This is a genomic window from Teichococcus wenyumeiae (assembly GCF_003696345.1).
GTDB lineage: Bacteria > Pseudomonadota > Alphaproteobacteria > Acetobacterales > Acetobacteraceae > Pseudoroseomonas > Pseudoroseomonas wenyumeiae.
This window is the reverse complement of the sequence record NZ_RFLX01000002.1, coordinates 481,343-508,251: the sequence shown is the minus strand read 5'-3', so window position 1 is coordinate 508,251 and position 26,909 is coordinate 481,343. Positions and strand designations below refer to the sequence as shown.

Genomic DNA, 26,909 nt, shown 5'->3' with positions numbered 1-26,909 from the left:
GCCCGGTAGCTCGTCAGGCTCATAACCTGAAGGTCACAGGTTCAAATCCTGTCCCCGCATCCAACACCAACAAATCATCACCAACATGGCCCATGCCGCATACGCATGGGCTTTTTGACGTCCAAAGTACTTCAGTGGCCAGTTGCCTTGCCTCCGCAGCTAGGCCAAGGCTTGGCTATGACCTCTGATCCCACCACCATGGATGCGGTCGGGCTTTCCGCCGCTATCCGCGCCCGCCGCATCTCCTGCCGTGAAGTGATGCTCGCAACGCTGGACCGCATCAGCCGGCTCAACTCCAACTGCAATGCGATCATCGCGCTCCGTGACCCTGAAAGCCTGCTGGCTGAAGCTGATGCACGCGATGCCCAGCTTGCGCGGGGGGAGGTCATGGGATGGATGCATGGCCTGCCGCATGCGGTGAAGGACCTGGCACATGCCAAGGGTCTGCCGAGCAGCCTTGGCTCACCACTCTTCGCCGGGAATATGCCGGCTCAAGATTCGCTGATCGTCGAGCGGATACGGGCTGCCGGCGCCATCATCATTGGCAAGACCAACGTGCCGGAATTCGGCCTGGGTTCGCATACTTACAATCCACTGCATGGCGTCACCCGCAACGCCTATCATCCGGCCCGCTCAGCGGGCGGCTCCTCGGGGGGCGCGGCTGTGGCCCTGGCCTTGCGCATGCTGCCGGTCGCGGATGGCGGCGACTTCGGCGGTTCCCTGCGGAATCCGGCAGCCTGGAACAATGTCTTCGGCCTGCGTCCCTCCCTGGGGCGGGTGCCCTATTGGCCTTCGGCCGAAAGCTTCATCAATCAACTCTCCACCGAAGGGCCGATGGCCCGCAATGTGCCGGACCTCGCGCGCCTGCTCTCCACCATGGCGGGGCGGGATGCGCGGGTACCGCTGTCGCTGGACGACCCGCCGGAGGCCTTCGCGCAGCCGCTGGACAGCGACCCGCGCGGAACCCGCATCGGCTGGCTGGGTGATTATGCCGCTGCTCTTCCCACCGAGCCTGGGGTGCTGGAGGTCTGCCAGCAGGCCCTCTCCCGCCTGCGCGAGATCGGCTGCGAGGTTGAGGAGGCCCGCCTGCCCATCTCCCGGGAGCAGATCTGGGAAACCTGGCTCGGCATCCGCCACTGGCTGGTAATGAATTCACTGCTGCCGCTCTATCAGGACCCGGAGAAGCGCCGCCACCTGAAGCCGGAGGCCGTCTGGGAAGTGGAGGGCGGCCTGCGCATGTCGGCGCAGGATACGCTGCGCGCTTCCGCCGGGCGCAGCGCCCTCTACCAGGCCTTCCTCGGCCTCTTCGCGCATTTCGACGCGCTGGCGCTGCCGAGCGCCCAGTGCTTCGCCTTTCCGGCCGAGTGGCACTGGCCGCGCGAGATCGCCGGCACCGCCATGGATACTTACCACCGCTGGATGGAAGTGGTCTTTCCCGCCAGCCTGTCCGGCTGCCCGGCCATCAGCGTGCCGGCCGGCTTCGGCGGGGCGCTGGACCTGCCCATGGGCATCCAGCTCATCGCGCCCCCGCGGCAGGATCTGGCACTGCTGCGGCTGGCCCATGCCTATGCCCAGGCCAGCGGTCCGGTGCTCTCGCGCCTTCCGCCGGCGGCGTGAAGGGCAGAAAAACTTTCCGCCCCGCGCCGCGTCTCAAGAGCATGGACAAGCATGATCGCCCCTGCATCAAGGTCTGCCGCTATGACGATGTCAGCGGCTGGTGCCTGGGCTGCGGCATGACCAAGCAGGAGAAGAAGGCCTGGAAGCAGGTGCCGGCCTATCGCCCGGTGATTCGTGACGCCCTGCCGGCGCGGCTGGGCGCCCTGGCCGGGCAGGGCTATGTCACCGGCCCCGAGGCGGGCAAGAAGAAGCACAAGGAATAAGCCGGCGCGCAAGCCTGGGCATGGCAGCGCAACCCCCGGCTGCGTGGGGTGTTGGCTGTGTATCCACCTTCGAGGCCCGCGTGCGGACCAGCGCGGAGGTGGCATGCAACATCGCGAAGGAACCGCAGCAATGGCGCGCATTCCCTTGGCTTTCGCCGCCGCCACCCTGGCGGCCACGCTGGGCGGCAATCTGGCCCAGGCGCAGTCGAGCCCCGCTTACCCGACTCCGAGCGTCCCCTCCGCTTCCGGCCACCCGATGCCTGTGGCGCCAGGTGGCAGCTATGGCGCCATGCAGCATCGCAGCATGCCGGGCCAGCCCGGCATGGCCCATGGCAGCCAGATGGGCTCGACCATGAGTTCCGGCATGGGTTCCACGATGGGGTCTGGCACGGCCGGGACGACCATGACGCCGCAGGGCCCCGTGGTGCAGACCCCGACGCAGCCCTTCAACGGCCTGGCCCTGCCGCAGCAAGGGGTGGGCGACGGCGCCTACAACGGCGGCGGCGTGGTGCTGGAATACATGCCCGACGGCTCCCGCCGCGTCGTGCAGCAGTAAGGATGCCGCGTGGCGGCGGGGCAGCCCGCCGCCCGCAGCTTCAGAAGGCCCGCCAGTCCCCCAGCTGGCGGGCCTTTCGCGTTCTGGCGGCTCAACCGCCCCAGATGCCCAGCCGTGCCTCGCGCGCCGCGCGCTCGGCCCGGCGCAGTTCCGGCGAGGCATCCGTCGCCGCCCGGCCGCCACCATTGGAGAGCACCAGCTCCGACAGGTCCCGGCCATCGACGCGGCACTGCCAGGTGTCGTTCTCGCGCGGCTGGCAGACAGCCTCCCGCCCGGCGATCCATTGCGTCATGGCGGCCACGAAGCCGCCCGGCAGGCCCACAATGCCCGCCAGCCGCACTTCCCGCCCGGCGACGCGCAGGGTGCCGGTGTCGACGACATCGGGCATGCCGCGCAGTTCCTCATCCTCGGCCCGCGCCGGGGTCACGGCGGCGGAGGGCGCGGCGGCGGTGCGCACCTTGTCCGCCTCCCGCATGAAGTCGCGCCAGATGCGGGCGGGCAGGCCGCCGCCATAGACATTGGTCATGGGGCTGTTGTCGTCATTGCCGACCCAGACGCCCACCACCGCATCCGCCGTCATGCCGACGAACCAGGCATCGCGGCTGTCCTGGGTGGTGCCGGTCTTGCCGGCCACCGGGCGGTCCAGCCGGGCGGCGCGGCCGGTGCCCTGCTGCACCACCGCCATCATCATCTCCAGCATGCCCTGCTGCACCGCCTCCGGCACCGCGCGGGCGGCGGGGGCGGTGGTGCGGGTGTAAAGGGCACGGTCGCGGCTGCGGACCTCCTGCACCAGATAGGGCTCGATCTGCGTGCCATAGCCGACGCGGCCGAAGGCGGTGACCATCTCGGCCAGCGTCGCCTCGGTGGTGCCCAGCGCCATGCTGGGGTTCAGCGGAATATCGGCGGAAAGGCCCAGGCGCCTGGCCATGGCCGCCACCTTGTCCCGCCCCACGGCCTCCTGCAGCCGCACCGCCACGGTGTTGATGGAATGGGCGAAGGCATCGCGCAGCGTCACGGTGCCGCGGAAATTCCCGTCGGAATTGCCGGGGGACCAGCCGTTGATGGTCAGCGGCGCGTCCTGCATGGTCTGGCCCGGGCGGTATCCCGCCTCCAGCGCCGCCGCATAGACAAAGAGCTTGAACAGCGAGCCGGGCTGCCGCTTCGCCTGGGTGATGCGGCTGAACTGGCTTTCGGCGTAATCGCGCCCGCCGACGGCGGCCAGCACGGCGCCATCCGGCGCCAGGGCCAGCAGCGCCGCCTGTCCGGCGTGCTGCTTGGCGCCCTCCTTGCCCAGGTGCTGCGCCAGCACGCGTTCCGCCAGGTCCTGCAAGGCGGGGTCCAGCGTGGTGCGGACGGAAAGATCCATGGGCAGGGGGCCCACCAGCCGCCGCGCCTCGCTATCCGCCCAGTCCGAGAAATAGCCGCGCCCGACCAGCGGCTCCGGCGGCGCCTTCAGCACCGGGGGCGCGGCGCGGGCGGCGGCCACGGCCTCGGGCGTCGCGAAGCCGGTTTCCTCCATCACGCCCAGCACCACATCGGCGCGCTGGCGGGCGCCTTCCATGTTGGTGGTGGGGGCGAGGGCGGAGGGCGCGCGCAGCAGGCCCGCGATCATCGCCGCCTCGGCCAGGTTCAACTCCCCCACGGCCTTGCCGAAATAGCGCCGCGCCGCCGCATCGGCGCCCACCGCGCCGGCGCCGAAATAGGCGGCGTTCATGTAGCGGGCCAGGATCTCCTGCTTGGACAGCCGGCCTTCCAGCCAGATGGCCAGCATGGCTTCCTGCGCCTTGCGGGTCAGGGTCTTCTCCTGGGAGAGGTAGGTCAGCCGCGCGAGCTGCTGCGTGATGGTGCTGGCGCCTTCCCGCAGCCGCCCGGCGCCGAAGGCCCGTGCCAGCGCGCGCAGGATGCCACGCGGGTCCACGCCATGGTGGTCGTAGAAGCGGCGGTCCTCGATGGCGATCACGGCATCGGTCAGCGGCTGCGGCAGGGCCTCGGCGCGGATCGGCTCGCCCCGCAGCACGCCACGGGTGGCGAAGCCGGTGCCGTCGCGGTTCTCCAGGATCAGCGTGGCCGGGGTGGCGCTGGGCTGCATGCCGCCGCCCACCGGCACCTGCAGCAGGCACCAGCCCAGGAACAGCAGCAGCAGGGCGCAGCAGGCCCCGGCCGTGCCCAGCGCCCATGGCCAGACGCGCCAGCGGCGGCGCGGCGTCGCATCCGTGGTCATCGGCGCGGCAATCCCCTCATCATCATCCCTACCCGCGAGCCATGCCGCGGGAATGGCCGGGTTCCAGCCGATGCGGCGCCGGGCCGCAAGGGGCGGGGCTTGCCAGGGGTCAGTCCGGCCGTGCCTCGATGGCCTCCACGCGGTCCGGGTAGAAGGCCAGATGCCCGGCGATAACGGCGACGGCGGGATGCGGCGCCTCGTAGCTCCAGACGGCATCGACCGAGCGCTCCCCGCCGGCGGGGATGCTGAAGTAGCTGCAGTCGCCCTTGTAGGGGCAATAGGTGGTGGTGGCGCTGCGCCGCAGTTGCGCCATGTCGGCATCCCCGCGCGGGATATAGAAGACGGGCGGGTAGCTGGCCTCCCGCAGCACCAGTGCCGCGCGGCTGTCGGCCACCACCTGGCCGCCGGCCCGCACCACCACCCGCCCCGGATAGGGCGTGATGGCGATGGGGTGGTCCGGCCCCGGTGTCTTGATGGGCTTGCCTGTCATGGCTGGTCCTCCAGGCCAAGCATATGGTGCGGGGCGGCGGCTGCCTCAGCCGGTGATCACTGCTTCTTGCCCCGCCGCCAGCCAGTGCAGCCGCGTGTAGCCGGCGCCGCTGCGGCGCATCCAGCGGCTGGCCAGGGTCACCTCGGCCCCTGCGGCGGCGAAGCGCCAGTGCCGGGCGGCGCCCATCGCATCCTCCTCCGCCGGCCCCGGCTGCGGCGTGGTGCCCAGGCGGCGGGCCATTTCCTCCCGCTGCGCCGCCACCATGGCCTGCCATTCCGCGAGGCCGAGGCCGCCATCGGGGTGGGAAAGGCTGGCTTCCATCTCGCTCAGCCGGGCTTCGGTGGCGGCGAACATGGCCATGGCCGGCACCGGGCGCGGATGCAGCGCCGGGTCCGGCCAGTCGAAGAGCACGCCTTCCACCCCGCCGCAGAGCGGTGCCGGCAGGGCCGCCGGCCCCAGCGCCCGCAGTGCCTCCGCCCGCGTCATGCCCAGGTGCAGCGGCCCGAAGCCTGGCGCCGCCGCGCGGGGCCAGGCAAGCCAGCTTGCCCCCGCCGCCAGGACACCGCCCGCCAGCAGCAGGGCGCCCCGGCGGGGCAGGGCTTCAGGCGGGCGTGAAGGCTTCATGGATGGAGGACTGGATGCCGCCGCCGAAGACCACGCCGCCGCCGGCCACATGGATGCGGTTGCCCAGCACGGCGGCGCCGAGGCCATGGCGCGGCGTCAGCATGGGGGCATGGCTGGTCCAGGAATCCGTGGCGGGGTCGTAGCTTTCGAGCTGGCCGAAGACCTTGTTGGTTTCCTCGCCCCCCATGCACCAGATGCGGCCGGCCAGCAGCACCGCCCCGTGGCCGGAACGCGGCGTCGGCATCGGCGTGCGGTCCTCCCACTTGCCGGAGGCCGGCAGATAGACGCGGTGGTGGCCCACATTGGTGGCGAAGGTGTTGATGCGCCCGCCGATCACATGGATGCGCCCCTCCACCACCACCACGCCCTTGTGGTCCAGCGGGAAGCCCGGCATGTCCGGCCGCGCCTCCCACCTGTCGGCCTTGGGGTCATAGACCTCGTGCCAGGAGATGCTGTGGCGGTCGGCATTGCCCTGGGCGCCGCCGATCAGGTGCAGCATGCCATCCACGATGGCGAGCCCCGCCGCGCCCCGCGCCCGCGGCAGCGGCGCCAGGGAGCGCCAGGACTTGCTGCTCAGGTCGAAGGCGAAGGCTTCCCGATGCGGGTCGCGGTTCTGCTGCACGAAGCCGCCGAAGGCATAGACCGTGTCCTCCGTCGCGGCGACGGCCACATGGTTGGCGCCCAGCGGCAATGGCGGCGCGATCTCCCAGGCATCGGCATCGGGGTCATAGACATGGTGGTAGGGGCGGTTCACCCGCTGCTCACCATAGCCGCCGATCACATGCATCCGCCCGCGCGCGGCGGTGGCCCAGGCCATCTCGGAACGCGGCAGCGGCAGATGGGCCCGCGCTTCCCATTGGCCCGGCGGCCCGGCGGGGGCGGGGGAGGCGGTGAAGCGCTGGGCGAGCTGCTGCTCCGTCAGCGTCACCGGCCCGGGCTCCCGCAACCGCTCCAGCGGCTGCGGCGGCGCGCTCTGGGCACGGGCCAGGAACGGGGTGGCGAGCAGCCCTGTCAGCAGGGCACGGCGATGCGCCTTCATGTCGTTCTTCCCTCCCGGTCGGTCCGGCTGGCGGGAGGATGCCGAAGGATCGCGGGGCCCGTCCAGCATCATCGGCAAGGGCGCCTCAGCCGAAGGCGCCGCATTCCAGCGAGACCACGGCGCTGATCTCCCGCACCAGCGCGAAGGCCAGCCGCAGCGGCTGCACGATCTCCTGCTGCTCCCGCCCATAGCCGCCATGGCGGGGGGAGGGCGGCTCGAAGAAATCCAGCGCTTCCTCCGGTGGCGGCGCGGCGGGGAAGACCTGTTCCAGCAGCTCCACGGCATCCTCCACGTCCAGCCGCAGCAGGCGGTGCACCAGCCCTTCGCGCGTGATGCCGTGGCGGGGAGAGAATTCCGGCACCGCCACCGCCAGCAGCCAGATGCGGTGGATCAGGCAGAGCCGCAGCGCGTGCAGGGCGAAAAGGCGGTCGCTCATCGCCGGTGCGGTGCCGGGCCAGGCGGCGCGCAGCGCCAGGTCATCCGCCCGCAGCCGGCGGAAGACGCCGCGCGCGGCATCGCCCAGCGCCAGGTCCTCCAGCGCGCGGGCCACGGCCAGCAGCGCGGCGGCGCGGCCGGGGCGGCGGGTCTGGGCGGCGCGGTCCAGCCAGGTGCCGGGGTCCAGGCTGGCGACATAGCCGCGCAGCACATCGGCATCCGAGAGTTCCAGCCCGGCGCGGGCAAAGGCCAGGGCATTGGAGAAGCGTGGGGAGCGGCGCAGCAGTTCGTGAAAGGCCTCCGGCTCCCGTGCCGCGCCGCGGCCCAGCCCGTGCATCAGGTTGGCGGGGAAGCCGAGCTGCTGCAGCACCGCGTTGTTGGGGATGGCGCGCAATTCGCGCGGGTGGCGGATGGTGGCGGGGCCGCCGGTGTCGCTCTGCCGGCGCACGGGGCGGGAGCCGGTGCGGTCCAGCAGCGCCGGGCCGAAGGCGCCCAGCATGGCGGCATAGCCGGGGTCCTCCACCAGCCCGTTGAAGGCAGCGCGGGCGCCGGCGAAGAGATCGGCCGCGAAGCCGCCCTCGGCATAGACGAGGTCCGGCTCGCCTTGCGGCAACGGCGCGAAGGCGTGTTCGGCGATGCGCGCCACCGTGGCCTGCGCCAGCGCCGGGGTGCCGAAGAGCAGATAGCCATCGCCGCCCTGGAAGGCGGTTTCCAGCCGCACCGGAATGCCCCGGCGGGCAAAGGCGGCGCGCACCGCCGGCGGGTCCAGGTAGTCGAAGCGCGCATCCAGCCCGTCCGGATGGCCGCCGCGCCCCAGGCCCTCGCCATGCGTATCGAAGAGCACCACTTCCAGGCCGCTGAGGTCGTAGCGTTCCAGCAGGTCCGCCACCCGCAGCTTCAGCCGCTCGATCAGATGCGTGGCGGCGACTTGGCCGATGTAGCGGCCGGAATCCGAATAGCCGAATTGCAGGCAGAGCCGCCCGACCCGCCGCAGATAGGCGCGGAAATGCGGGGAGCGGAGTGCCTCGTCCACCACCCGCTCGCCCCGCTGCTCCAGCGCCTCCGCCGTCTCGAAGAGCGGGGAGATTTCAATCCGCTCCTCGACGCCGGCGAGCCTGGCCAGCAGCAGCGCGGCCAGCAGGGTAAAGCCGCTCTCCGTTTCGGCGATCAGGAAGCGGATGGGCTGGCTGGCATCGATATGCTTGGTGACCTGCGCCACCGTCATCATCAGCCGGGCGGCGCTGGCCTGCTCGGCCATCAGCCCGCCGGTATCCACCGGCTCGGCCCGCGCCTCCTCCAGCGCCGTGTCGATGGCGGCGAAGAGGTGGCGGCGCCGCGCCGGGTCCTCCGGCCCGCCGCCGAGGGCGGGGAAGCGCAGCCGGACGGCATTGTGCAACTGGGAGGCATTGAGCCGCACATGGGTATGGGCCAGCGACAGCCCATGCGCCACCAGCCCGGCCCGCGCGACGCAGAGCGCGAGCCGCGTCTGGTCATCCGCCGCCGCCGCCAGCGCGGCGGGGAAGAGTTCCAGCAGCGGCGCGGGCGTGGTCAGCGCCGCCTCCCGCCCATCCAGCAGGGCGCGGGCGAAGGCCTGTGCCGCCTCACCGCTGGGGGTGCCGGCGGGCGGGCAGGCGGCGAGCTGCGACTCCACCGCCGCCAGCGCCTCGGCGGTGCGCCGGCGCAGGGGGGCGGTGCAATCCTCCGGCAGCGCGCCAAGCTGCGCCGCCAGCCGCGCCAGTTGCAGCCGCTTCATGCGCAGCCGCAGCCGCAGCGTGTCCTGCCAGCCGATATCGGTGCGGCCATCGGTGTCGTAGCCGACCCAGGAGGCCAGGATCACCGGGCGCGGGTCCAGCGTGGTCCAGCGGTCCGGCCAGATCGCCCGCGCCGTGCCGAGAAAGGCGGCGGCGAGCCGGTCCAGCGCATCCCGCCCATGGGCGATGGCGGTGGCGGCCTGGTCGAATTCGTCTTCCAGCGTCGGTGGCACCGGGCGCAGCGGCAGGTCGCCCTGCGGCGCCGTGCCGCTGGCGGCCAGGGCCAGGGCGGCGCCGGTGGGGCGGGGCAGGCTGAAGGTGGGATGGGCGGTGAAGACCGCCGCCGCGCGTGGGCGCTCGCAGGCGGCGCGGAAGGCGGCGAGGGGCACCGGGCTGTCGCTGGGGTCGGGGCGGGCGGCGCGGGTGGCCAGCAGGGCCAGGGCGGCATCGGCCGGCGCGGCGCCCGCCAGCCCGGTCTTGCGCGCCAGCCCCGCCGCACGGTCGTGGAAGGCGGCGCGGCCCAGGGCGGCCACCATCTCCGCCATCTTCGCCAGGGTCAGCCCGCCATCGTCCAGCCGGCGGCTGAGCGCCAGGGCGGCGCTGAGAGCAGGGTTGGCGAAAGGGTCGCCCCGCGCCGTGCGGCGGGCCTCGGTGGCCAGGGAAAGCAGGGCGGCTTCAGGGGCGGCGGTCATGCCGCGATGCTGCACGGGCGAAGCCCCGCTTGTCGCGCTGTTTCTGCCCGGCCCCCCTGGGCTCCCCCTGGGCTTCCCAACCCGGCCGGGATTGGGGATGCTGCGACACAGAAGGCGCGCTGGCGCCCGCGAAACGAGGAAGGCAGACCCATGAGCGAAGCCCCGACGACCAATGTGAAGCCCAAGAAGTCCGTGGCGCTCTCCGGCGTGCCTGCCGGCAATACCGCGCTCTGCACCGTGGGCCGCAGCGGCAACGACCTGCACTACCGGGGCTACGACATCCTGGAGATCGCGACGCGCTGCGAATTCGAGGAGATCGCCTATCTGCTGGTGCATGGCGCCCTGCCGGACCAGGGCGAGCTGCGCGGCTACAAGGCCAAGCTGCGCAGCCTGCGCGGGCTGCCGGCGGCGGTGAAGCAGGCGCTGGAGGCCGTGCCCGCCGCGGCCCACCCGATGGACGTGATGCGCACGGGCGTGTCCGTGCTCGGCACCGTGCTGCCGGAAAAGGAGGACCATTCCCATGCCGGCGCGCGCGACATCGCGGACCGGCTGATGGCCTCGCTCGGTTCCATGCTGCTCTACTGGTACCACTACAGCCAGAACGGCCGGCGCATCGAGGTCGAGACCGACGACGACAGCATCGGCGGCCATTTCCTGCATCTGCTGCACGGCCATGCGCCGCGCGAGAGCTGGGTGCGCGCCATGCACACCTCACTGAATCTCTATGCCGAGCATGAGTTCAATGCCTCGACCTTCACCTGCCGCGTCATCGCCGGCACGGGGTCGGACATCTACTCGGCCATCGCGGGCGGCATCGGCGCGCTGCGCGGCCCCAAGCATGGCGGCGCCAACGAGGTCGCCTTCGAGATCCAGAAGCGCTACGCCGACCCGGACGAGGCCGAGGCCGATATCCGCGCCCGCGTTGCCGCCAAGGAAGTCGTCATCGGCTTCGGCCACCCGGTCTACACGATCAGCGACCCGCGCAACGAGGTGATCAAGGCCGTGGCGCGCGATTTGTCCGACGAGGTCGGCAGCCGCAAGATGTTCGACATCGCCGACCGGATCGAATCGGTGATGGCGGATACCAAGAAGATGTTCGCGAATCTCGACTGGTTCAGCGCCGTCTCCTACCACCTGATGGGCGTGCCGACGGCGATGTTCACGCCGCTCTTCGTCATTGCCCGCACGGCGGGCTGGAGCGCGCATGTGATCGAGCAGCGCATCGACGGCAAGATCATCCGCCCCACCGCCAATTACACCGGGCCGGAGAACCGCCCCTTCGTGCCGCTGAAGGCACGCTGAGACCGGATGCCGCTAAAGTCGCGCTGACGGCGCGACCATCGGGCGCTTCCGGCGTTGGTGGGACATGGAGAATCGCAGCATGAGCGGCAGCCCCCGCCCCACCGAGGACGAATCCCTGGAAGAACGTACCCGCCGGCTGGAACAGCAGCGGGTGCGGCCGGAGGATGAGGAACGCAAGAGCCCCGATGGCCCCGCCACCCAGGTGACGCCCGAGGTGGAACCCTCGGGCAGCTAGCGGTGATCGTCTTCCTCGACTTCGAGGCCAGCAGCCTGGGCAAGCGCGGCTTTCCCGTGGAAGTCGGCTGGGTGGCGGAGGATGGCAGCGAAGAAAGCCACCTGATCCGTCCCGCGCCCGACTGGGACGACTGGAGCGAGGAAGCCGAGGGCATCCACGGCCTGACGCGCGAAACGCTGGAACGGGAAGGGGAGCCGCATGACGTGGTGGCCCGCCGCATGGTGGCGGTGCTGACGGGCCATGCGCTCTATGCCTCGGCGCCCTCCTGGGACGGGCAATGGCTCAGCCGGCTGCTGCGCGCCGCCGGGTTGCCGCGCCACGCCCTGCGCCTGCACGACACCGAGGAAGCGCAGCGCGAGGCCGTGCTGGCCACCCTGGCGGAAGCCGGCGTACCGGCGGAACAGCGTGCAGGATTGGCCTATGGCATCCTTTCCGCCGCCCTGGCGGAGGCGGAGCAGGCAGGCCCGCCAGCCCACCGCGCCCTGGCCGATGCCAAGCAGGAGCTGGAACGCTGGCGGGAATTGCGCCGGCGCGCGGCCGGCGCCGCGGCTCAGGCCTTGGGCGGAAGGTAGGACTTGCCGTCCAGGTAGGCCTTGCGCCAGCGCGTGGTGACATGCCGCGCCGGCAACCCGGCCTGGGAGAAGGGATCGGCGGCCAGGAAGGCCTCGGCCTCCTCGCGCGTCTCCACATCGACGATATAGAAGCTGCCGCCGCCGTCGCTGCCGTCATCGGCCAGCTTGGCGCCCACCGCCAGCAGCTTGGCGGCATTGGCCGCCAGGAAGTCCAGATGCGTGGCGCGGTGCTGCTGGCGCAGCGCCTGGCTGTCCGGCTTGTCCCAGGTCTCGATCAGAAAGGGCATGATGGGGTTCTCCTCCAGCAGGAGGCTAGCGCCGCCTTGGCCGAGGTAGAAGGGGGCGCGGGCCGGAGTTGCACGCCCTGCCCGCGTGCAAACCTAGTCGTCCGCCGGCACCCCCTTCAGGCACCCTTGGACTTAGGGTCAGGTGGTTCGCAGTCACACCCGACCCCTCCGGCCCGCTCCCGGTCCATGCCTCCCCTGCAGGCAGGAACCGGTTCTCGTTGGCGGATGAACAACGGAGGCCGGGGTGAGAAGTGCGGGACCCCCGGAAGGCGATGGGACGGTGGTCGCCCCTCCGTTGTTCATCTGCAACTGCGAGTTATTCGCAATACATCGCATTCCTTGGCTGTCGTCAAGCACCATTGGCACACATAAATGCGAGTGGGTCGCAACTGGCGCCGCCGGCAGCCATCCTGGGCCACCGGCGGCGTGGGCGCCTTGCGCTAGATCATCAGCTCAATAACGAAGGGGCCGTTCTGCGCGAAGGACTGCTGCATCAGGTCCGCGCATTGCTCCAGCGAGGTGGCGCGGGCGGCTTCCACGCCCATGCCATTGGCCAGCTGCAGCCAGTTCAGGTCGGGGTTGCCGAGGTCCAGCATGCTCATCGCCGTCGGGCCGGGGTTGGCGCCGACATTCTGGTACTCGCCGATCAGGATCTGATACTTGCGGTTGGCCAGGATGATTGTGGTGACCGGCAGCTTCTCCCGCGCCTGGGTCCAGAGCGACTGCAGCGTGTACATGGCGGAGCCATCGGCCTGCAGGTTCACCACCCGCCGCTGCCCGCCGGCACCCACCGCCGCGCCCGTGGCCAGCGGCATGCCGCAGCCGATGGCGCCGCCGGTGATCTGCAGCCAGTCATGCGGCGCCGCCGCGTGGCTGTGCTGGAAGAAGCCACGGCCGAAGGAGACGCTTTCATCCGCCACGATGCCGCCTTCCGGCAGCAGGGCGGCCACGGTCTGCGCCAGCCCTTCCGGCGTCGGCGCGCCACGGCCGATGCCGGGGCGGGGGCCGGCATCCGGCAGCGCCACCTCGGGCGCGCCCAGCTCATCAACCAGGGCGCGGAGGCCGGCCTCGGCATCCTGCTCGTAGCGGGTCAGGACATGGATGCTGGCGGTTTCCGGGTAATGCAGGCTGGGCTTGCCCGGATAGGCGAAGAAGCCCACCGGCGCCTTGGCATTCACCAGGATGATGTGCTCGTACTTGGCCAGGGCCGCGATGGCGACATCGGCGGCATAGGGCACGCGCTCCAGCATCAGGCGGCCGCTGCCGCGCTCGACGCGGGCATTGGACATCTCGGCCAGCACCTTGGCGCCGGTGGCCTGCGCCGCACGCCAGGCCAGGGCCTGGGCATCGGCCCGCAAGCCGGCGCCGCCCAGCAGGATCAGCACGTTCTTCTTCTCGCGCAGCACCTTCGCGGCGTTGCGCACGGCATGCGGGTCCGGCGCCACGGGAGCGGGCACCGGCAGCGCCTCGGCTACCACGCCGCCCTCGTTCCAGGCGGTGTCGGCAGGCAGGATCAGCGTGGCGATCTGCCCCGGCGCGGTGCGCGCCGCCTGCACCGCCACGGCGGCATCGGCGCCGACGCGGGCCGCATCCGTCGCGGTCCGCACCCAGCCGGAAACCGGGCGGGCCCAGCCCTCGGTATCGGCGGTCAGCTGCGCATCCAGCGGGCGGTGATAGGTAGCCTGGTCGCCCACCACGTTCACGATGCCGCTGCGCGCGCGCCGGGCGTTGTGCAAGTTGCCCAGGCCATTGGCGAGGCCCGGGCCGCAATGCAGCAGCGTGGCCGCCGGCTTGCCGGACAAGCGGTAGTAACCGTCGGCCATTCCGGTGACGACATTCTCCTGCAGCCCCAGCACGCAGCGCATGCCAGGAATCCGGTCCAGCGCGGCGACGAAATGCATCTCGCTGGTGCCGGGATTGGCGAAGCAGGTGTCCACCCCACTGGCCAGCAGCGTGTGGACAAGGCTTTCAGCTCCGTTCACCGGTCGTTTCCCCTCTAGGTCGGTTCGTGAGGCGGAGAAGGTGAAGCCAAAGCCGGATTCAGGAAAGGGGGGTAGGACAGGCCAGGGGGCGCTGCCCCCTGGACCCCCGCTGGGGAGACTGGGTCTCCCCAGACCCCGCCATCCATTTGAGTCTTGTTCCTCAGCGGGAAGCCGGAGGCGACAGGTCTGGGCATCGGCCCCACAGGCAGGAAAATTTTTATTAGGCGCGCGGCTGGGGAACTGAACGTCGCGCCACAACAACCGGCGGGGTCTGGGGTGACCCTGTCACCCCAGCAGGGGTGTCCAGAGGGGGCGGCGCCCCCTCTGGCCCCGGCCATCCGTCATGCCAGCCAGGACGGAACCGGCAGGCCCTTCTCGCGCAGGAAGGCGGGGTTGAAGAGCTTGGACTGGTAGCGCGCGCCGCCATCGCAGAGCACCGTCACCACGGTATGCCCCGGCCCCATGGCCTTGGCCACGCGGATGGCCGCCGCCACGTTCAGCCCGGCGCTGCCGCCCACCGAGATGCCCTCGTCGATCAGCAGGGAGAAGACCTGTTCCAGCGCCTCGGCATCCGGGATGGTGACCGAGTCGTCGATCGGCGCGCCCTGCAGGTTGCCCGGCGCCCGCGCCGCCTGCCCGATGCCCTCGGTGACAGAGCTGCCCGGGCTGGCCTTCACCGTGCCGGTCTTGACCCAGGCGTCGAGCCCGCTGCCTTCCGGGTCGGCCAGCACGATGCGGACCTTGTCGTTCTTCGCCTTCAGCGCCCGCGCCACGCCGGCCAGGGTGCCGCCGGTGCCGCAGGCGCAGGTGAAGGCATCCACCTTGCCGCCGGTCTGGTTCCAGATCTCGGGGCCGGTGGTCTGCTCATGGGCGCGGCCATTGGCGGGGTTGTCGAACTGGTTGGCGTAGAGCACGCCGGCGGCCTCACCGCCCATCTCCTCCGCCAGGCGGCGGGAGACATGGACGTAGTTGCCGGGGTCGGCATAGGGCTTAGGCGGCACCAGCCGCAGGTCGGCGCCGATCATGCGCAGGAAGTCCAGCTTCTCGCGGCTCTGCGTCTCCGGCACCACGATCACGCTCTTCCAGCCGCGTGCATTGGCGGCCAGCGCCAGGCCGATGCCGGTATTGCCGGCGGTGCCTTCCACCACCGTGCCCGGCTTGCCCGGCGTCAGCACGCCGCGCGCCACCGCATCCTGCAGGATGCCCAGCGCGGCGCGGTCCTTGACCGAGCCGCCGGGGTTCATGAACTCGGCCTTGCCCAGGATCTCGCAGCCCGTGGCTTCCGAGGCGCGGTGCAGGCGGATGAGGGGGGTGTCCAGCACCGCGCCCCAGAACCCATCGGCGATGGCCATCAGTTTTTCACTTCCACCCAGCGGAGATAAGGCTTCTGTGCTTCCCAGCCCTGCGGGAAGCGGTCCTTGGCCTGCTCGTCGGAAACGGAGGGCACGATGATGGCGCGCTCGCCCGGCTGCCAGTTCACCGGCGTCGCCACCTTGTGCTTGTCGGTCAGTTGCAGGCTGTCGATCACCCGCAGCACTTCCTGGAAGTTGCGGCCGGTGGAGGGCGGGTAGGTCAGCATCAGCCGCACCTTCTTCGCCGGGTCGATGACGAAGACGGTGCGCACCGTGACGGAGGGATCGGCCTCCGGATGGATCATGCCATAGAGCCCGGAGACCTTGCGGTCATCGTCCGAGATCATGGGGAAATTGACCGGCGTGCCCTGGGTCTCGGCGATGTCGGCGTTCCAGCCTTCATGCCGCTCCAGCGTATCAACCGAAAGGCCGATGACCTTGACGTTGCGGCGGTCGAATTCCGGCTTCAGCCGCGCCGTTTCGCCCAGTTCGGTGGTGCAGACGGGGGTGAAGTCCTTGGGGTGGCTGAAGAGCACCACCCAGGAATCCCCGGCCCATTCGTGGAAGCGGATGGGCCCTTGCGAAGTCTGTGCCTCGAAATCCGGAGCGGTCTGGCCGAGCTGGATGGTCATTGCGGCGTCCTCATATGCTTCCCTGAAGGGAACTACGCTGCAAGATCGTGCGTCAAGGCGCCCCGGAGAAGGGGGCTTGCCGCTTTATCCGTGAAATTCGCCCGGCCCACGCTCCGACGCGGGGTTAGACCTCGTTGTCCGGGTGGCGCAGCAGCCAGAGCCGCTCATGCGCCGCCACCAGGCTTTCCAGGTTCTTGCGGCGGTTGGTGTCGGTGGCGACGGGGCGGCGGGTCAGCATCCGCTCCAGGATATGCAGCAGCTCCTCCGCCACCTCGAAATCCGCTTGGTCGCAGGCCTGGTGGAAGGCAATCAGGATCTTGTCGGACAGGCGGCGCGTGTAGCGCGGGGCTGGCGCCGTGACCGCGGAGCGCGGCGGCGGGCGTCCGACCAGATCCTCGAACTCGTCCTCGGCCATGTCGCGTCTTGCTCCTCAGGGGCTGGTCTGGTCGTCTTGGGGCGGCGCGTGTCGCGCCGAACGAAAGGTAAGGTGGCGCGAAACCGTCAGGCGCGCGGCAACTGCGCGCGGATCGCGGCGGCGATCTCCTCCGGCGGCGACTGCGGGCGCAGCAGGGCCCGCACGCGGCCATCGGCGCCGATCAGGTAGATGAAGGAGGAATGGTCCATAAGATACTCGCTCATCTCCGGCCGCTTCACCTTGGCGTAGAAAACGCGGAAGGACTTGGCCATGGCCGCCACCTGCTCCTGGCTGCCGGTCAGGCCCACCATGCGCGGGTGGAAGTTGGAGACGTAGCTCTTCATCTGCTCCGGCGTGTCCCGCTCCGGGTCCACCGTGACAAAGAGCGGCGTGGCGCGCTCCGCCTCGGCGGGGGTCAGCAGGTCCATGGCGGCGGCGATGGCGCCCAGCTCGGTGGGGCAGACATCGGGGCAGAAGGTATAGCCGAAATAGCCCACCAGCAGCTTGCCGCCGAAGTCACCCTGGGTGACGGTGCGGCCATCCTGGTCCAGCATGGTGAAGGCGCCGCCCATGTTCATGCCGGCCGGCAGCTGGATGCCGGTGGCGGGCGCCGGCGGGGCGGTCTCCCGCCCGGTCAGCGCCGCGATCTGGCGCATGAAGGAATGGCCCAACGGCTCCCCGGCCTCGCGGCCGAACCACGCACTGCCCCACAGGCCGCCGAGGCCCAGGATCAGAACAAGCACCAGAATACGGATCACGCGCTGCATGGCGCATGCTTAGCTGATGCGGTGAGGTGGAGGAATATCCCCCGCGGACACAAGGCCGGGCGTTACATCCGGGCCTAAGCCGCTTCCTTGCCCTTGCCGCGCGCGATCAGCTCCAGGATGGCGCTCACCACCTCGCCCCGGAACCAGCGCTCGCCCGGGTCGCGGTCGCGGGAGCCGTTCCAGGCCAGGGCGGTGGCGGTGGGGGAGGGGGCGATGGGCGGCGCTTCCAGCAGCAGCCCGCCGCGCTGCGCCAGGCGGCGGCCGACATATTCCGGCACCGTCGCCACCAGCTCCGTCCCCGGCAGGGCGGCCGCCAGCAGGGAAAAGGAGCTGAGCCCCAGCACCACCCGGCGCTGCCGCCCCTCGCTGCGCAGCAGCGCGTCCACATTGCCTTCCAGGTGGCCGCGCGCCGAGATCAGCGCATGCGGCCGGGCGCAATAGTCGTCGAGGCTGGCGACCGAGCCGGTGCTGGCATCGCGCAGCACGACCCAGGAGGAATAGCCGAGCACGCGCATCCGCGCATTGGCCGGCAGGTCGTCCCCCAGATAGCCCAGGGCGACATCGATCTCGCCGCTGGTCAGCAGCGCCGGCAGGCTGTGGTGGTCGCCCAGCCGGATGGCCAGGGAACAGCCCGGCGCCACGCTGCGGATGCGCGCCAGCAGCGGCGGCAGCACGGCAAAGGCGATGGCGTCGCTGCAGCCCAGCACGAAGGTGCGGTGGTCGGTGGCGGGGTCGAAGGGTGTGGCGGAGGCGATGGCATCCGCCATCTGCTCCAGCAGCGGCGCGATGGCGGCGTAGAGTTCCTCGGCGCGGGGCGTGGGGCGCAGCACCTGGCCCTCACGCACCAGCAATTCATCGTGAAGGTGTTCCCGCAGCCGCCGCAACCCGCCCGAGGCGGCGGGCTGGGACAGGAACAGCCGCTCGCCCGCCCGCGTCACATGGCGTTCTTCCATCAGCGCAACGAAGAGGCGGAGGAGGTTCAGATCAGGGAGACGGTCTGTCTGGGTCATGGATACGGCCTAGCTAGGCTGGGCGGCAGGGGGCTTCAACGGGTGCCCCCTTCAACCTTCGGCTCTGCAGACAAACATGGAAACGCATTCACCGCTACCGGGAGTATGCCCATGCCGCGCCGCCTCACCCTTGTTGCCCTGCTGGCCCTGTCGGCGGCCGGCCCCCTGGCCGCCCAGCCCGTGCCGGCGCAGCCCGCGGCCCCTGCCTCCGCCCGTGCCGAGACCACGCTGCTGCGCCTGAGCGAGACCGGAGAGGTGACCCGTGCCCCGGACGAGCTGCGCCTGAACCTGCGGGCCGAGGCGCGCGGGCGGGACGCAGCCACGGTGCAGGCGCAGGTGAACCGCATGGTGCAGGCCGCCCTGGCCAAGGCAGGCGGCGTGGCCGAGGTGCGCGCCACCACCGGCGGCTACTGGACCAACCGCGACGGCGAATCGCGCGAATGGACCGCCAGCCAGGGCCTGTCGCTGCGCGCCACCCAGGCCACCCCCGCGCTGGAACTGGCCGGCACGCTGCAGGGTGACGGGCTGCTGATGGATGGCATGGCCTGGAGCCTCTCGCCCGAGGCTGCCCGCGCGGCGCGGCAGGAGGCCGGGCGCCTGGCCATCGAGGCGCTGCGCGCCCGCGCCGCGGCTGTGGCGGAGCAACTGGGCATGGAGGTGGCTGGCATCCGCAGCCTTTCCGTTGATACGCCGGAGGCGCCGATGCCGCGCATGGCCATGGCGATGCGCGCCCAGTCCGCCGCCGCCGCCCCGCCGCCCGCCAGCGCGCCTGAGGAGGTGACGGTCACTGCCACGGCCCAGGCCGAGGTGCTGCTGCGCCCCCGCTCCTGAGACCCCTGCCGGAATAAAGCGGAAGCGCCGCGAAAAACCGGCCCGGCGCACTGGCGCCGGGCGGTGGCGGTGCCATGATCGGCGCCGACATGCCCGCCACCTTCACCGGTATCGCCCTCACCCTCGTCGCCCTGGTCTTCTTCGTGACGATGGACACCACCGGCAAGCTGCTGGTGGCGCATTACCCGGTGGGGCAGGTGGTCTTTGTCCGCTTCGTCTTCCACGTCCTCTTCGTGGCGCTGGCCATCCGGGTGCTGACCGGCAGCCTGCCCTGGCGCTCCCGCGCCCCCTGGCTGCAGATGCTGCGCAGCCTCTGCCTGCTGGCCGGCAGCCTCTTCTTCGTGGGCGCCCTGGCCTATATCCCGCTGGCCGATGCCACGGCGGTGGGCTTCGCCTCGCCGCTGCTCACCGTCATCCTCGCCGCCGTCTGGCTGCGGGAAAGCGTGGACTGGCGCCGCTGGCTGGGCGTGGGCATCGGGCTGCTGGGGGTGCTGGTGACGCTGCGGCCGCCCTTCCTGACCGGCGGCGCGGCGCCGCACTGGGCCATCATGCTGCCGCTCTGCAACGCCGCGCTCTTCAGCGTCTACCAGATCCTGACGCGGCGGCTGGCGGTGATCGACGACCCGCGCACCACCATCCTGCATACGGGCGTGGCCGGGGCCCTGCTGCTGGCGCTGGCGCAGCCCTTCATCTGGCAATGGCCCGGCACGGCGGGGCCGATTCCCGCCGGCTGGGTCTGGCTGGGGCTGATCTCCCTGGGTGCGCTGGGGGCGGCGGGGCACGGGCTGCTGGTGCTGGCCTTCACCCGCCTGCCGGCCAGCCTTCTCGCCCCCGTCATGTATTCGCAACTTCTCTGGGCCCTGATCGCTTCGGCGGTTGTATTCGGGCAGAAGCCGGATGGCATCACGCTCTCCGGCGCGGCGATCATTGCCGGCGGCGGGCTGCTGGTGGCATGGCCTGTCCGGAGGAAGGGAGGACGAACAGCATGACCGACGGCCGTCCCGGAAGGCCTGCGGCAGGGCCGGGCGCGGAGGCGGAAACGCCTCAGGGCCGCTCGCGCGAGCACTTGCCACCGGGGGCCGCAGGCGCTAGCGGATGGCCGGCGCGAGGACAAGGTATGGCCAGCATCATAGAGGCACCCCGAAACCAGACGGCCGAGGCGACACTGCGGGATCACCCCCGCGCGGCGCTGGATGCCGCATCCGTACGGGATGCCTATCGTCGCTGGGCCGGCGTCTACGACGCGGTCTTCGGCGGCGTTTCCGCCTTTGGGCGCCGCCGGGCCGTCGCGGCGGTCAACCGCCTGCCCGGCACGCGGGTGCTGGAGGTCGGCGTCGGCACCGGCCTGGCGCTGCCGCGCTACAACCGGGACAAGCGCGTGGTGGGCATCGACCTGTCGCGCGAGATGTTGATGAAGGCCGATGAGCGCGTCCGCGCCGAGCGTCTTTCCCATGTGGAAGGGCTGCTGGAGATGGACGCGGAGAAGATGGCCTTCCGCGACGGCTCCTTCGACATCGCGGTGGCCATGTTCACCGCCTCTGTTGTGCCGGACGCCAAGGCCCTCTTCGCCGAGATGCGCCGCGTGGTGCGCCCGGGCGGCCACCTGCTCTTCGTGAACCATTTCGCCGCCGAGGCCGGGCCCCGCTGGTGGGTGGAGCGCGCCATGGCGCCGCTCTCCCGCATCCTGGGCTGGCACCCGGATTTCGCGCTGACCGACCTGCTGGACCCCGCCGCCGTGCAGCTCGACGCCGTCGAGCCCTGCCAGCCCGGCGGGCTCTTCACGCTGGTGCAGGTGCGCAACGCCCCGGCGGGCGGGGCCGCCGCCACGCCGGCCGCCGCCGCCTGACGTGGCGCGGCCCTCGCCCGGCCGCGCCTCCACCTCCCGTGTCGGCGACGACGAGGTCGTCGAGCTGGCCGGCATGTTCTGGCTGATGAGCGACCCGACGCGGCTGCGCATCATCCTGGCCTGCCTGGCCGAGCCATCGCCGGTGGGCGAGATGGCCGAGCGCATCGGCATTTCCGCCTCTCTCGCCTCCCACCACCTGCGCCTGCTGCGCGCGGCGCGGCTGCTGCAGGCGGAGCGGCGCGGCCGCCAGGTGCTCTACGCCGTCACCGACGGCCACATCCGCTCGATGCTCTCCGACATGGTGGATCATGTCGCGGAAGGCGAGGCGGAAGGCGAGTCGGCGCCGCCAGCCTCGCCCTAGCCCGCCCGGCGCCCCGGATTCGGCGCAAAAAAGCCCCCGGAACGAAGGTTCAACGGATGCCCGGCGCCCCGCTGACTTGTGCGGTGGTGGGGCGCGCGACTATGGTCCGGCGGAAGCCTGGGCTCCCCCTCTCGCAGGGGAGGAGTACCGGGGGCTGGGTTGCGCGGTGCGCCTGGCATACGATTCGGGGCGGCGCGTGGCGCAGTCACGCTTACCCCGGCCTGGGGTGCGTGGGACGGCGGACGCATGAAGAACGGACGGACGGGATTGGGAATGCGGCGGACGATCGTTTCGCGGCTCGCGGGGGGTTCCGCGTTGGCCGGGCTGGCCTTGGCGCTGGCGCTGGGCATGACCTCGGCGCCGGCATTGGCACAGGGCGCCCAGACGGCGGCGGAAGTGATTGCGCCGCAGAACTGGGGCGTCAATTTGCAGCCGGCGGCCGGGCCGGTGAAGGAAGCCATCCACGACTTCAACCAGCTCGTGCTCTGGATCATCGTGGCCATCACCGCCTTTGTCGGCGTGCTGCTGGCCTATGTGATGTGGCGCTTCCGGGCCGCGGCCAACGCCGTGCCCTCGCGCACCAGCCACAACACGGTGCTGGAAGTGGCCTGGACCGTGGTGCCGGTGCTGATCCTGATCGTGATCGCCATCCCCTCCTTCCGCCTCATCTACTATGAGGACCGGGCTGTGGACCCGGAGATGACGATCAATGTCACGGGCCGCCAGTGGTACTGGCACTACGCTTACCCTGACGCCGGCAACCTGGCCTTCGACAGCTACCCGATCGCGGATGCCGACCTGAAGCCGGGCCAGCTGCGCAACCTGGACGTGGACAACCCCCTGGTGATCCCGGTGGGCAAGAACATCCGGGTGCTGACCACCGGCCAGGACGTGATCCATTCCTTCTTCGTGCCGAGCCTCGGCGTGCAGAAGTACACCATCCCCGGCCGTACGCTGGAGACGTGGTTCCGCGCCGACCGGCCGGGCACCTTCTATGGCCAGTGCAATCAGATCTGCGGCCAGAACCATTGGTTCATGCCGATTGTTGTGAAGGCAGTGCCCCAGGCCGAATACGAGACCTGGCTGGCGGATGCGAAGACGCGCTTCATGGCCGAGAACGGCGTGGCCCCGGCTCCGGCCAAGGTGGCGTCTGAGGCAACCGCGACCGCGCCGGGCACCGCCCAGGTCGCGGAACTGCACCGCTGATCTTGGCGGATTGAGAACGGTTTTTGGGTTCGGGAAGCGGGACGGACGGACAGATGGCGACCGCCACACATACGCATGACGACCACGACCACGCGCCGGGTTTCTGGAAGCGCTGGTTCTTCAGCACCAGCCACAAGGACATCGGGATTCTCTACCTGATCTTCGCTGTGGTCGCTGCCATCCTGGGCATCGGGCTCAGCCTGCTGATGCGCATCGAGCTGCAGAACCCGGGCATGCAGATCTTCGCCGACGGCCAGATGTGGAACGTGGCCGTGACCGCGCACGGCGTGATCATGGTCTTCTACGTGATCATGCCGGCGCTGATCGGCGGCTTCGGCAACTACTTCGTGCCGATCATGATCGGCGCGCCGGACATGGCCTTCCCGCGCCTGAACAACATCTCCTTCTGGCTGCTGGTGCCGGCGCTGCTGCTGGCCGGCGGCAGCCTCTTCGTGGGTGGTGCCGGCACGGGCTGGACGCTGTATCCGCCGCTGTCGAACAGCCAGTACCAGTCCGGCATGGGCGTGGACATGGCGCTGTTCTCGCTCCACCTGGCGGGCGCCTCCTCCATCCTGGGCGCGGTGAACTTCATCACCACCATCTTCAACATGCGCGCCCCGGGCATGACGCTGCACAAGATGCCGCTCTTCGTGTGGGGCATGCTGGTCACCGCCTTCCTGCTGCTGCTCTCCGTGCCCGTGCTCGGCGGCGCGATCACCATGCTGATCACCGACCGTAACTTCGGCACCTCCTTCTTCGACCCGGCCGGCGGTGGCGACCCGGTGCTGTTCCAGCACCTGTTCTGGTTCTTCGGCCACCCCGAAGTCTACATCATGATCCTGCCGGCCTTCGGCATCATCAGCCACATCCTGTCCACCTTCTCGCGCAAGCCGATCTTCGGCTACCTCGGCATGGCCTATGCCATGGTGGCCATCGGCGTGGTGGGCTTCGTGGTCTGGGCGCACCACATGTTCACCTCCGGCATCTCGGTGGACACGCGGGCCTACTTCATGGCCGCCACGATGATCATCGCGGTGCCCACGGGCATCAAGATCTTCTCCTGGATCGCCACGATGTGGGGCGGCTCGCTCACCTTCAAGACGCCGATGCTGTTCGCCATCGGCTTCATCTTCCTGTTCACGGTGGGTGGCGTCACCGGCGTGAAGCTGTCCAACGCTTCCGTCGACGTGATCCTGCACAACACCTACTACGTCATCGCGCACTTCCACTACGTGCTGTCGCTGGGCGCCGTCTTCGGCATCTATGCCGGCTTCTACTACTGGATCGGCAAGATGAGCGGGAAGCAGTACCCCGAGCGCCTGGGCCAGATCCATTTCTGGCTGACCTTCATCGGCGTGAACCTGACCTTCTTCCCGATGCACTTCCTGGGCGCCCAGGGCATGCCGCGCCGTTATCCGGACTACCCGGATGCCTTCTCCGGCTGGAACATGGTCGCCAGCTTCGGGTCCTACATCGCGATCGCGTCCTTCGTGTTCTTCTTCTACGTCTGCTACCGCACCTTCACGAACAAGGAGCCGGTGCCGGCGAACCCCTGGGGCGAGGGCGCGACCACCCTGGAATGGCAGGTCTCTTCCCCGCCGCCCTTCCACACCTTCGATGAACTGCCCCGCATTCGCTAAAGGGGCATGGAGCTAGCGCCATGAGCGACAGCGCGATGCAGCGGGGGGGGGCTTCTGCCCCCCTCGGCACGTCCGAGGATCTCGATCTCAGCGAGGTGCGCGACTGGTTCGCGCTGCTGAAGCCGCGGGTGATGACGCTCGTGGTCTTCTCCGGCCTCGTCGGCCTGCTGGTGGCGCCGGGGCCGATCCACCCGGTGCTGGCGGCCACCGCCATCCTCTGCATCGCGGTGGCGGCGGGCGCCTCGGGCGCCATCAACATGTGGTACGACCGCGACATCGACGCGGTCATGCGCCGCACCAGCAACCGTCCCATCCCCGCCGGCCGCATCAAGCCGGAGGCGGCGCTGAGCTTCGGCGTCTTCCTGGCCGTGGCCTCGGTGGTCATCATGGGGCTGGCGACCAACCTGGTGGCCGCGGCCGTGCTGGCCGGCTCCATCGGCTTCTATGTCTTCATCTACACCATGTGGCTGAAGCGCCGGACGCCGCAGAACATCGTCATCGGCGGCGCCGCCGGCGCCTTCCCGCCGATGATCGGCTGGGCGGCCGTCACCGGCCATGTCTCGATCGAGGCCATGGCGATGTTCGCCATCGTCTTCTTCTGGACACCGCCGCATTTCTGGGCGCTCTCCCTCTACGCCTCGGGCGACTACCAGCGCGCCGGCGTGCCGATGCTGCCGGTGGTGGCCGGCGCCAAGGAGACGCGCCGCCAGATCTGGCTCTATTCCCTGCTGCTGGTGCCGGTCACGCTGGTGCCGGTCGCCATTGGCATGTCCGGCCTCGCCTATGGCGCCGCCGCCGCCGTGCTGGGCGCCTTCTTCCTGCACTACATGTGGCGCGTGAAGCGCGACGTGCAGGACGAGGCCGGGCGCAGCCTGAGCAACGACGCCCCGGCGCGGGCCGCCTTCCGCTTCTCCATCATCTATCTCTTCGCGCTGCTGACGGCTTTGGCGGCCGATATCCTGGTCTTCCCGGCATGATGACGCCCGAGGAGAAGGCCGCCTTCATCCGCCGCCGCCGCGGCCGCAACTGGGCGGTGCTGCTGGCGCTTCTGGGTCTGGTGGCCTTGGTCTACCTGATCGCCATGGCCCGCCTGACCCGCGGCTGACGCCCGAGTTCGACGAGAGGAGCCCCATCCATGGCCGCGACAGATCCCGATCTCGCCCGCCGCAACCGCCGCCTCGGCTTCATCGCCGGCGGCGTGGCGGCCTCCATGGTCGGGCTCGCCTTCGCCTCGGTGCCGCTCTACGCCATCTTCTGCGCCGTCACCGGCTACAACGGCACGCCGCAGATCGGCGGCGTGGCGCCTGGCGCCACGGACCAGCGCGTGACGGTGCGCTTCAACGCCAATGTGCATCCCAGCCTGCCGTGGAAATTCGCCCCGGGGCAGGGGCCGGAGACGCTGGCCCTCGGCCAGGAAGGCATGGCCTTCTACACGGCGAAGAACCTGGCGCAGACGCCGGTCACCGGCATCGCCACCTACAACGTGACGCCCGAGGTCGCCGGCCCCTATTTCCACAAGGTCGCCTGCTTCTGCTTCGACGAGCAGACGCTGGAACCCGGCCAGCAGGTGGAGATGCCGATCGCCTTCTGGGTGGACCCGAAGATGGCGGAGGACCCGGGCACCCGGGGCATCCGCACCATCACCATCAACTACACCTATTTCCGCACCCTGGCCGATGCCGAGCGCGCCGGCGCGCTGGCAAAGGCCGGGGAGCATGTGGGCAAGCGGACCGAGCTGGTCTCGCCCGCCGGCCCGCAGACGGCTACACCATGACCATGCTGCAGGTCACCGTGACGGGGTTGATCGCGACCCTGATTTCGGGATTGATGCAGCATATCGTTCCGGATGGCCGGGGCAGCCTGCCCTGTCCGACCCTTCGCGTGACGTCTTGAGTCCAGGAAGACCAATGGCCAGCACCGACAGCGCGGTTGCCCCCGCTCACAACAAGCATCCCTACCATCTGGTCGATCCCAGCCCGTGGCCCCTGGTGGCCTCGCTCTCGGCCGGCCTGCTGGTCTTCGGCATCATCCTCTTCGCGCAGCATAATGTGCACTGGGTGTTCGGCGTCGGCCTGCTGGGCGTGCTGGCCTCGATGTTCTTCTGGTTCCGCGACATCATCCGCGAATCGAAGCAGCCGGGCGTCCACAACCCCATCGTGCGCATCGGCCTGCGCTATGGCATGGTGCTGTTCATCGCCTCCGAGGTGATGTTCTTCGTGGCCTTCTTCTGGGCCTATTTCCACTTCTACCTGTATCCGGAGCATGTCTCCGGCGCCGCCAAGGCCATTTGGCCGCCCGCCGGCATCCATACCTTCGACCCGCTGGGCCTGCCGCTGCTCAACACCATGATCCTGCTGCTCTCGGGCTGCACGGTGACCTGGGCGCACCACGCGCTGATCGAGGGTGACCGCAAGGGCATGCTGCAGGGCCTGGGCCTGACGGTGCTGCTGGGCCTCTCCTTCTCCTTCTTCCAGTTCTACGAATATGCCGAGGCGCCCTTCTCCTTCCATGGCGGCGGCATCTATCCCTCCGTCTTCTTCATGGCGACGGGCTTCCACGGCTTCCACGTGATCGTCGGCACCATCTTCCTGGCGGTCTGCTGGCTCCGCGCCCGCCGCGGCGACTTCACGCCGGAGCGCCACTTCGGCTTCGAGGCCGCCGCCTGGTACTGGCATTTCGTGGACGTGGTCTGGCTGTTCCTCTTCGTCGCCGTCTACGTCATGGGCGTGGGCGAGATCGCGCAGCACTGACCTGACGGCCCGGCCCTTCCCGCCAGGGGAGGG

The 26,909-nt window shown here is 70.3% G+C and carries 29 protein-coding genes; 17 read left to right on the top strand and 12 right to left on the bottom strand.

Annotated elements, in window-relative coordinates; genetic code table 11:
• Positions 1 to 177: 177 nt before the first annotated feature.
• The 3 genes from EBE87_RS05420 to EBE87_RS05410 all read left to right on the top strand — a co-directional run bounded on the left by EBE87_RS05420 (position 178) and on the right by EBE87_RS05410 (position 2,436).
• Entirely contained in the window at positions 178 to 1,617 is a 1,440-nt protein-coding gene (locus tag EBE87_RS05420) for an amidase (RefSeq protein WP_120640691.1), read from the top strand.
• A gap of 41 nt (positions 1,618 to 1,658) precedes the next feature.
• Complete coding sequence (locus tag EBE87_RS05415) at positions 1,659 to 1,880, top strand: DUF1289 domain-containing protein (protein WP_120640692.1); 222 nt, start codon at positions 1,659 to 1,661, stop codon at positions 1,878 to 1,880.
• A 130-nt stretch (positions 1,881 to 2,010) separates the two neighbouring features.
• On the top strand, positions 2,011 to 2,436 hold the full coding sequence (locus EBE87_RS05410) for a hypothetical protein (RefSeq protein ID WP_120640693.1): 426 nt from the start codon (positions 2,011 to 2,013) through the stop codon (positions 2,434 to 2,436).
• A 91-nt stretch (positions 2,437 to 2,527) separates the two neighbouring features.
• Here EBE87_RS05410 and EBE87_RS05405 read toward each other — a convergent pair whose 3' ends face one another.
• The 5 genes from EBE87_RS05405 to EBE87_RS05385 form a co-directional block, all read right to left on the bottom strand.
• A complete protein-coding gene (locus EBE87_RS05405; RefSeq protein ID WP_120640694.1) occupies positions 2,528 to 4,657 on the bottom strand; it encodes a PBP1A family penicillin-binding protein in 2,130 nt (709 codons plus the stop codon).
• A gap of 109 nt (positions 4,658 to 4,766) precedes the next feature.
• Positions 4,767 to 5,147 carry a DUF427 domain-containing protein gene (locus EBE87_RS05400; protein WP_120640695.1) on the bottom strand — a complete coding sequence of 127 codons (381 nt, stop codon included), beginning with the start codon at positions 5,145 to 5,147 and terminating at the stop codon, positions 4,767 to 4,769.
• Between the two features lie 45 nt (positions 5,148 to 5,192).
• Positions 5,193 to 5,771: a hypothetical protein gene (locus EBE87_RS05395; RefSeq protein WP_120640696.1), complete on the bottom strand. Its 579-nt coding sequence runs from the start codon at positions 5,769 to 5,771 to the stop codon at positions 5,193 to 5,195.
• Positions 5,749 to 6,810, bottom strand: a complete 1,062-nt coding sequence (locus EBE87_RS05390) for a Kelch repeat-containing protein (protein ID WP_120640697.1) — start codon at positions 6,808 to 6,810, stop codon at positions 5,749 to 5,751. Before EBE87_RS05390 ends, EBE87_RS05395 begins: the two co-directional genes overlap by 23 nt.
• A gap of 85 nt (positions 6,811 to 6,895) precedes the next feature.
• The gene (locus EBE87_RS05385) at positions 6,896 to 9,688 is read right to left on the bottom strand and encodes a phosphoenolpyruvate carboxylase (RefSeq protein ID WP_122139916.1); all 2,793 of its coding nucleotides are present in this window, start codon (positions 9,686 to 9,688) and stop codon (positions 6,896 to 6,898) included.
• A 150-nt stretch (positions 9,689 to 9,838) separates the two neighbouring features.
• Here EBE87_RS05385 and prpC point away from each other — a divergent pair, with 150 nt between their 5' ends.
• From prpC to EBE87_RS05375, 3 genes are all read left to right on the top strand, one after another.
• Positions 9,839 to 10,990 (top strand): bifunctional 2-methylcitrate synthase/citrate synthase, encoded by a 1,152-nt coding sequence (gene prpC / locus EBE87_RS05380; protein ID WP_120640125.1) that lies wholly within the window; start codon positions 9,839 to 9,841, stop codon positions 10,988 to 10,990.
• Between the two features lie 79 nt (positions 10,991 to 11,069).
• Positions 11,070 to 11,225 carry a hypothetical protein gene (locus EBE87_RS28950; protein WP_158601001.1) on the top strand — a complete coding sequence of 52 codons (156 nt, stop codon included), beginning with the start codon at positions 11,070 to 11,072 and terminating at the stop codon, positions 11,223 to 11,225.
• Positions 11,226 to 11,227: 2 nt separating this feature from the next.
• Entirely contained in the window at positions 11,228 to 11,797 is a 570-nt protein-coding gene (locus EBE87_RS05375) for a 3'-5' exonuclease (RefSeq protein ID WP_120640124.1), read from the top strand.
• On the opposite strand, the gene EBE87_RS05370 is transcribed toward EBE87_RS05375, so the two are convergent.
• The 7 genes from EBE87_RS05370 to EBE87_RS05340 all read right to left on the bottom strand — a co-directional run bounded on the left by EBE87_RS05370 (position 11,776) and on the right by EBE87_RS05340 (position 18,242).
• Positions 11,776 to 12,084, bottom strand: a complete 309-nt coding sequence (locus tag EBE87_RS05370) for a YciI family protein (RefSeq protein WP_120640123.1) — start codon at positions 12,082 to 12,084, stop codon at positions 11,776 to 11,778. The two genes, EBE87_RS05375 and EBE87_RS05370, sit on opposite strands and share 22 nt — an antisense overlap.
• A gap of 440 nt (positions 12,085 to 12,524) precedes the next feature.
• Positions 12,525 to 14,066: an acetolactate synthase large subunit gene (locus EBE87_RS05365; RefSeq protein ID WP_120640122.1), complete on the bottom strand. Its 1,542-nt coding sequence runs from the start codon at positions 14,064 to 14,066 to the stop codon at positions 12,525 to 12,527.
• A gap of 341 nt (positions 14,067 to 14,407) precedes the next feature.
• A complete protein-coding gene (locus tag EBE87_RS05360; RefSeq protein ID WP_120640121.1) occupies positions 14,408 to 15,418 on the bottom strand; it encodes a cysteine synthase A in 1,011 nt (336 codons plus the stop codon).
• Positions 15,418 to 16,050, bottom strand: a complete 633-nt coding sequence (locus tag EBE87_RS05355; protein ID WP_120640120.1) for a peroxiredoxin — start codon at positions 16,048 to 16,050, stop codon at positions 15,418 to 15,420. Before EBE87_RS05355 ends, EBE87_RS05360 begins: the two co-directional genes overlap by 1 nt.
• A gap of 124 nt (positions 16,051 to 16,174) precedes the next feature.
• The gene (locus EBE87_RS05350) at positions 16,175 to 16,465 is read right to left on the bottom strand and encodes a hypothetical protein (protein ID WP_120640119.1); all 291 of its coding nucleotides are present in this window, start codon (positions 16,463 to 16,465) and stop codon (positions 16,175 to 16,177) included.
• Between the two features lie 86 nt (positions 16,466 to 16,551).
• Positions 16,552 to 17,232 (bottom strand): SCO family protein, encoded by a 681-nt coding sequence (locus tag EBE87_RS05345; protein ID WP_120640118.1) that lies wholly within the window; start codon positions 17,230 to 17,232, stop codon positions 16,552 to 16,554.
• A 74-nt stretch (positions 17,233 to 17,306) separates the two neighbouring features.
• On the bottom strand, positions 17,307 to 18,242 hold the full coding sequence (locus EBE87_RS05340; RefSeq protein ID WP_120640117.1) for a LysR family transcriptional regulator: 936 nt from the start codon (positions 18,240 to 18,242) through the stop codon (positions 17,307 to 17,309).
• A 111-nt stretch (positions 18,243 to 18,353) separates the two neighbouring features.
• On the opposite strand from EBE87_RS05340, the gene EBE87_RS05335 reads away from it, so the two are divergent.
• The 11 genes from EBE87_RS05335 to EBE87_RS05295 all read left to right on the top strand — a co-directional run bounded on the left by EBE87_RS05335 (position 18,354) and on the right by EBE87_RS05295 (position 26,876).
• A complete protein-coding gene (locus EBE87_RS05335; RefSeq protein WP_158601000.1) occupies positions 18,354 to 19,073 on the top strand; it encodes an SIMPL domain-containing protein in 720 nt (239 codons plus the stop codon).
• A 74-nt stretch (positions 19,074 to 19,147) separates the two neighbouring features.
• The gene (locus EBE87_RS05330) at positions 19,148 to 20,062 is read left to right on the top strand and encodes a DMT family transporter (protein WP_233553376.1); all 915 of its coding nucleotides are present in this window, start codon (positions 19,148 to 19,150) and stop codon (positions 20,060 to 20,062) included.
• A gap of 128 nt (positions 20,063 to 20,190) precedes the next feature.
• The gene (locus EBE87_RS05325) at positions 20,191 to 20,919 is read left to right on the top strand and encodes a class I SAM-dependent methyltransferase (RefSeq protein ID WP_120640115.1); all 729 of its coding nucleotides are present in this window, start codon (positions 20,191 to 20,193) and stop codon (positions 20,917 to 20,919) included.
• A gap of 1 nt (position 20,920) precedes the next feature.
• Positions 20,921 to 21,280: an ArsR/SmtB family transcription factor gene (locus tag EBE87_RS05320; RefSeq protein WP_367608530.1), complete on the top strand. Its 360-nt coding sequence runs from the start codon at positions 20,921 to 20,923 to the stop codon at positions 21,278 to 21,280.
• A 273-nt stretch (positions 21,281 to 21,553) separates the two neighbouring features.
• Complete coding sequence (gene coxB, locus EBE87_RS05315) at positions 21,554 to 22,486, top strand: cytochrome c oxidase subunit II (RefSeq protein ID WP_120640292.1); 933 nt, start codon at positions 21,554 to 21,556, stop codon at positions 22,484 to 22,486.
• A 53-nt stretch (positions 22,487 to 22,539) separates the two neighbouring features.
• Entirely contained in the window at positions 22,540 to 24,126 is a 1,587-nt protein-coding gene (ctaD, locus tag EBE87_RS05310) for a cytochrome c oxidase subunit I (RefSeq protein ID WP_120640291.1), read from the top strand.
• Positions 24,127 to 24,146: 20 nt separating this feature from the next.
• Complete coding sequence (locus tag EBE87_RS05305) at positions 24,147 to 25,103, top strand: heme o synthase (RefSeq protein WP_120640290.1); 957 nt, start codon at positions 24,147 to 24,149, stop codon at positions 25,101 to 25,103.
• Complete coding sequence (locus tag EBE87_RS30290) at positions 25,100 to 25,231, top strand: hypothetical protein (protein ID WP_267898233.1); 132 nt, start codon at positions 25,100 to 25,102, stop codon at positions 25,229 to 25,231. The genes EBE87_RS05305 and EBE87_RS30290 overlap by 4 nt, the downstream gene beginning before the upstream one ends.
• Positions 25,232 to 25,261: 30 nt before the next feature.
• Positions 25,262 to 25,900 carry a cytochrome c oxidase assembly protein gene (locus EBE87_RS05300; protein ID WP_120640289.1) on the top strand — a complete coding sequence of 213 codons (639 nt, stop codon included), beginning with the start codon at positions 25,262 to 25,264 and terminating at the stop codon, positions 25,898 to 25,900.
• Positions 25,897 to 26,019 (top strand): hypothetical protein, encoded by a 123-nt coding sequence (locus EBE87_RS30285; RefSeq protein ID WP_267898232.1) that lies wholly within the window; start codon positions 25,897 to 25,899, stop codon positions 26,017 to 26,019. Before EBE87_RS05300 ends, EBE87_RS30285 begins: the two co-directional genes overlap by 4 nt.
• A gap of 14 nt (positions 26,020 to 26,033) precedes the next feature.
• Positions 26,034 to 26,876 carry a cytochrome c oxidase subunit 3 gene (locus tag EBE87_RS05295; RefSeq protein WP_120640288.1) on the top strand — a complete coding sequence of 281 codons (843 nt, stop codon included), beginning with the start codon at positions 26,034 to 26,036 and terminating at the stop codon, positions 26,874 to 26,876.
• The last annotated feature ends 33 nt before the right edge of the window (positions 26,877 to 26,909 follow it).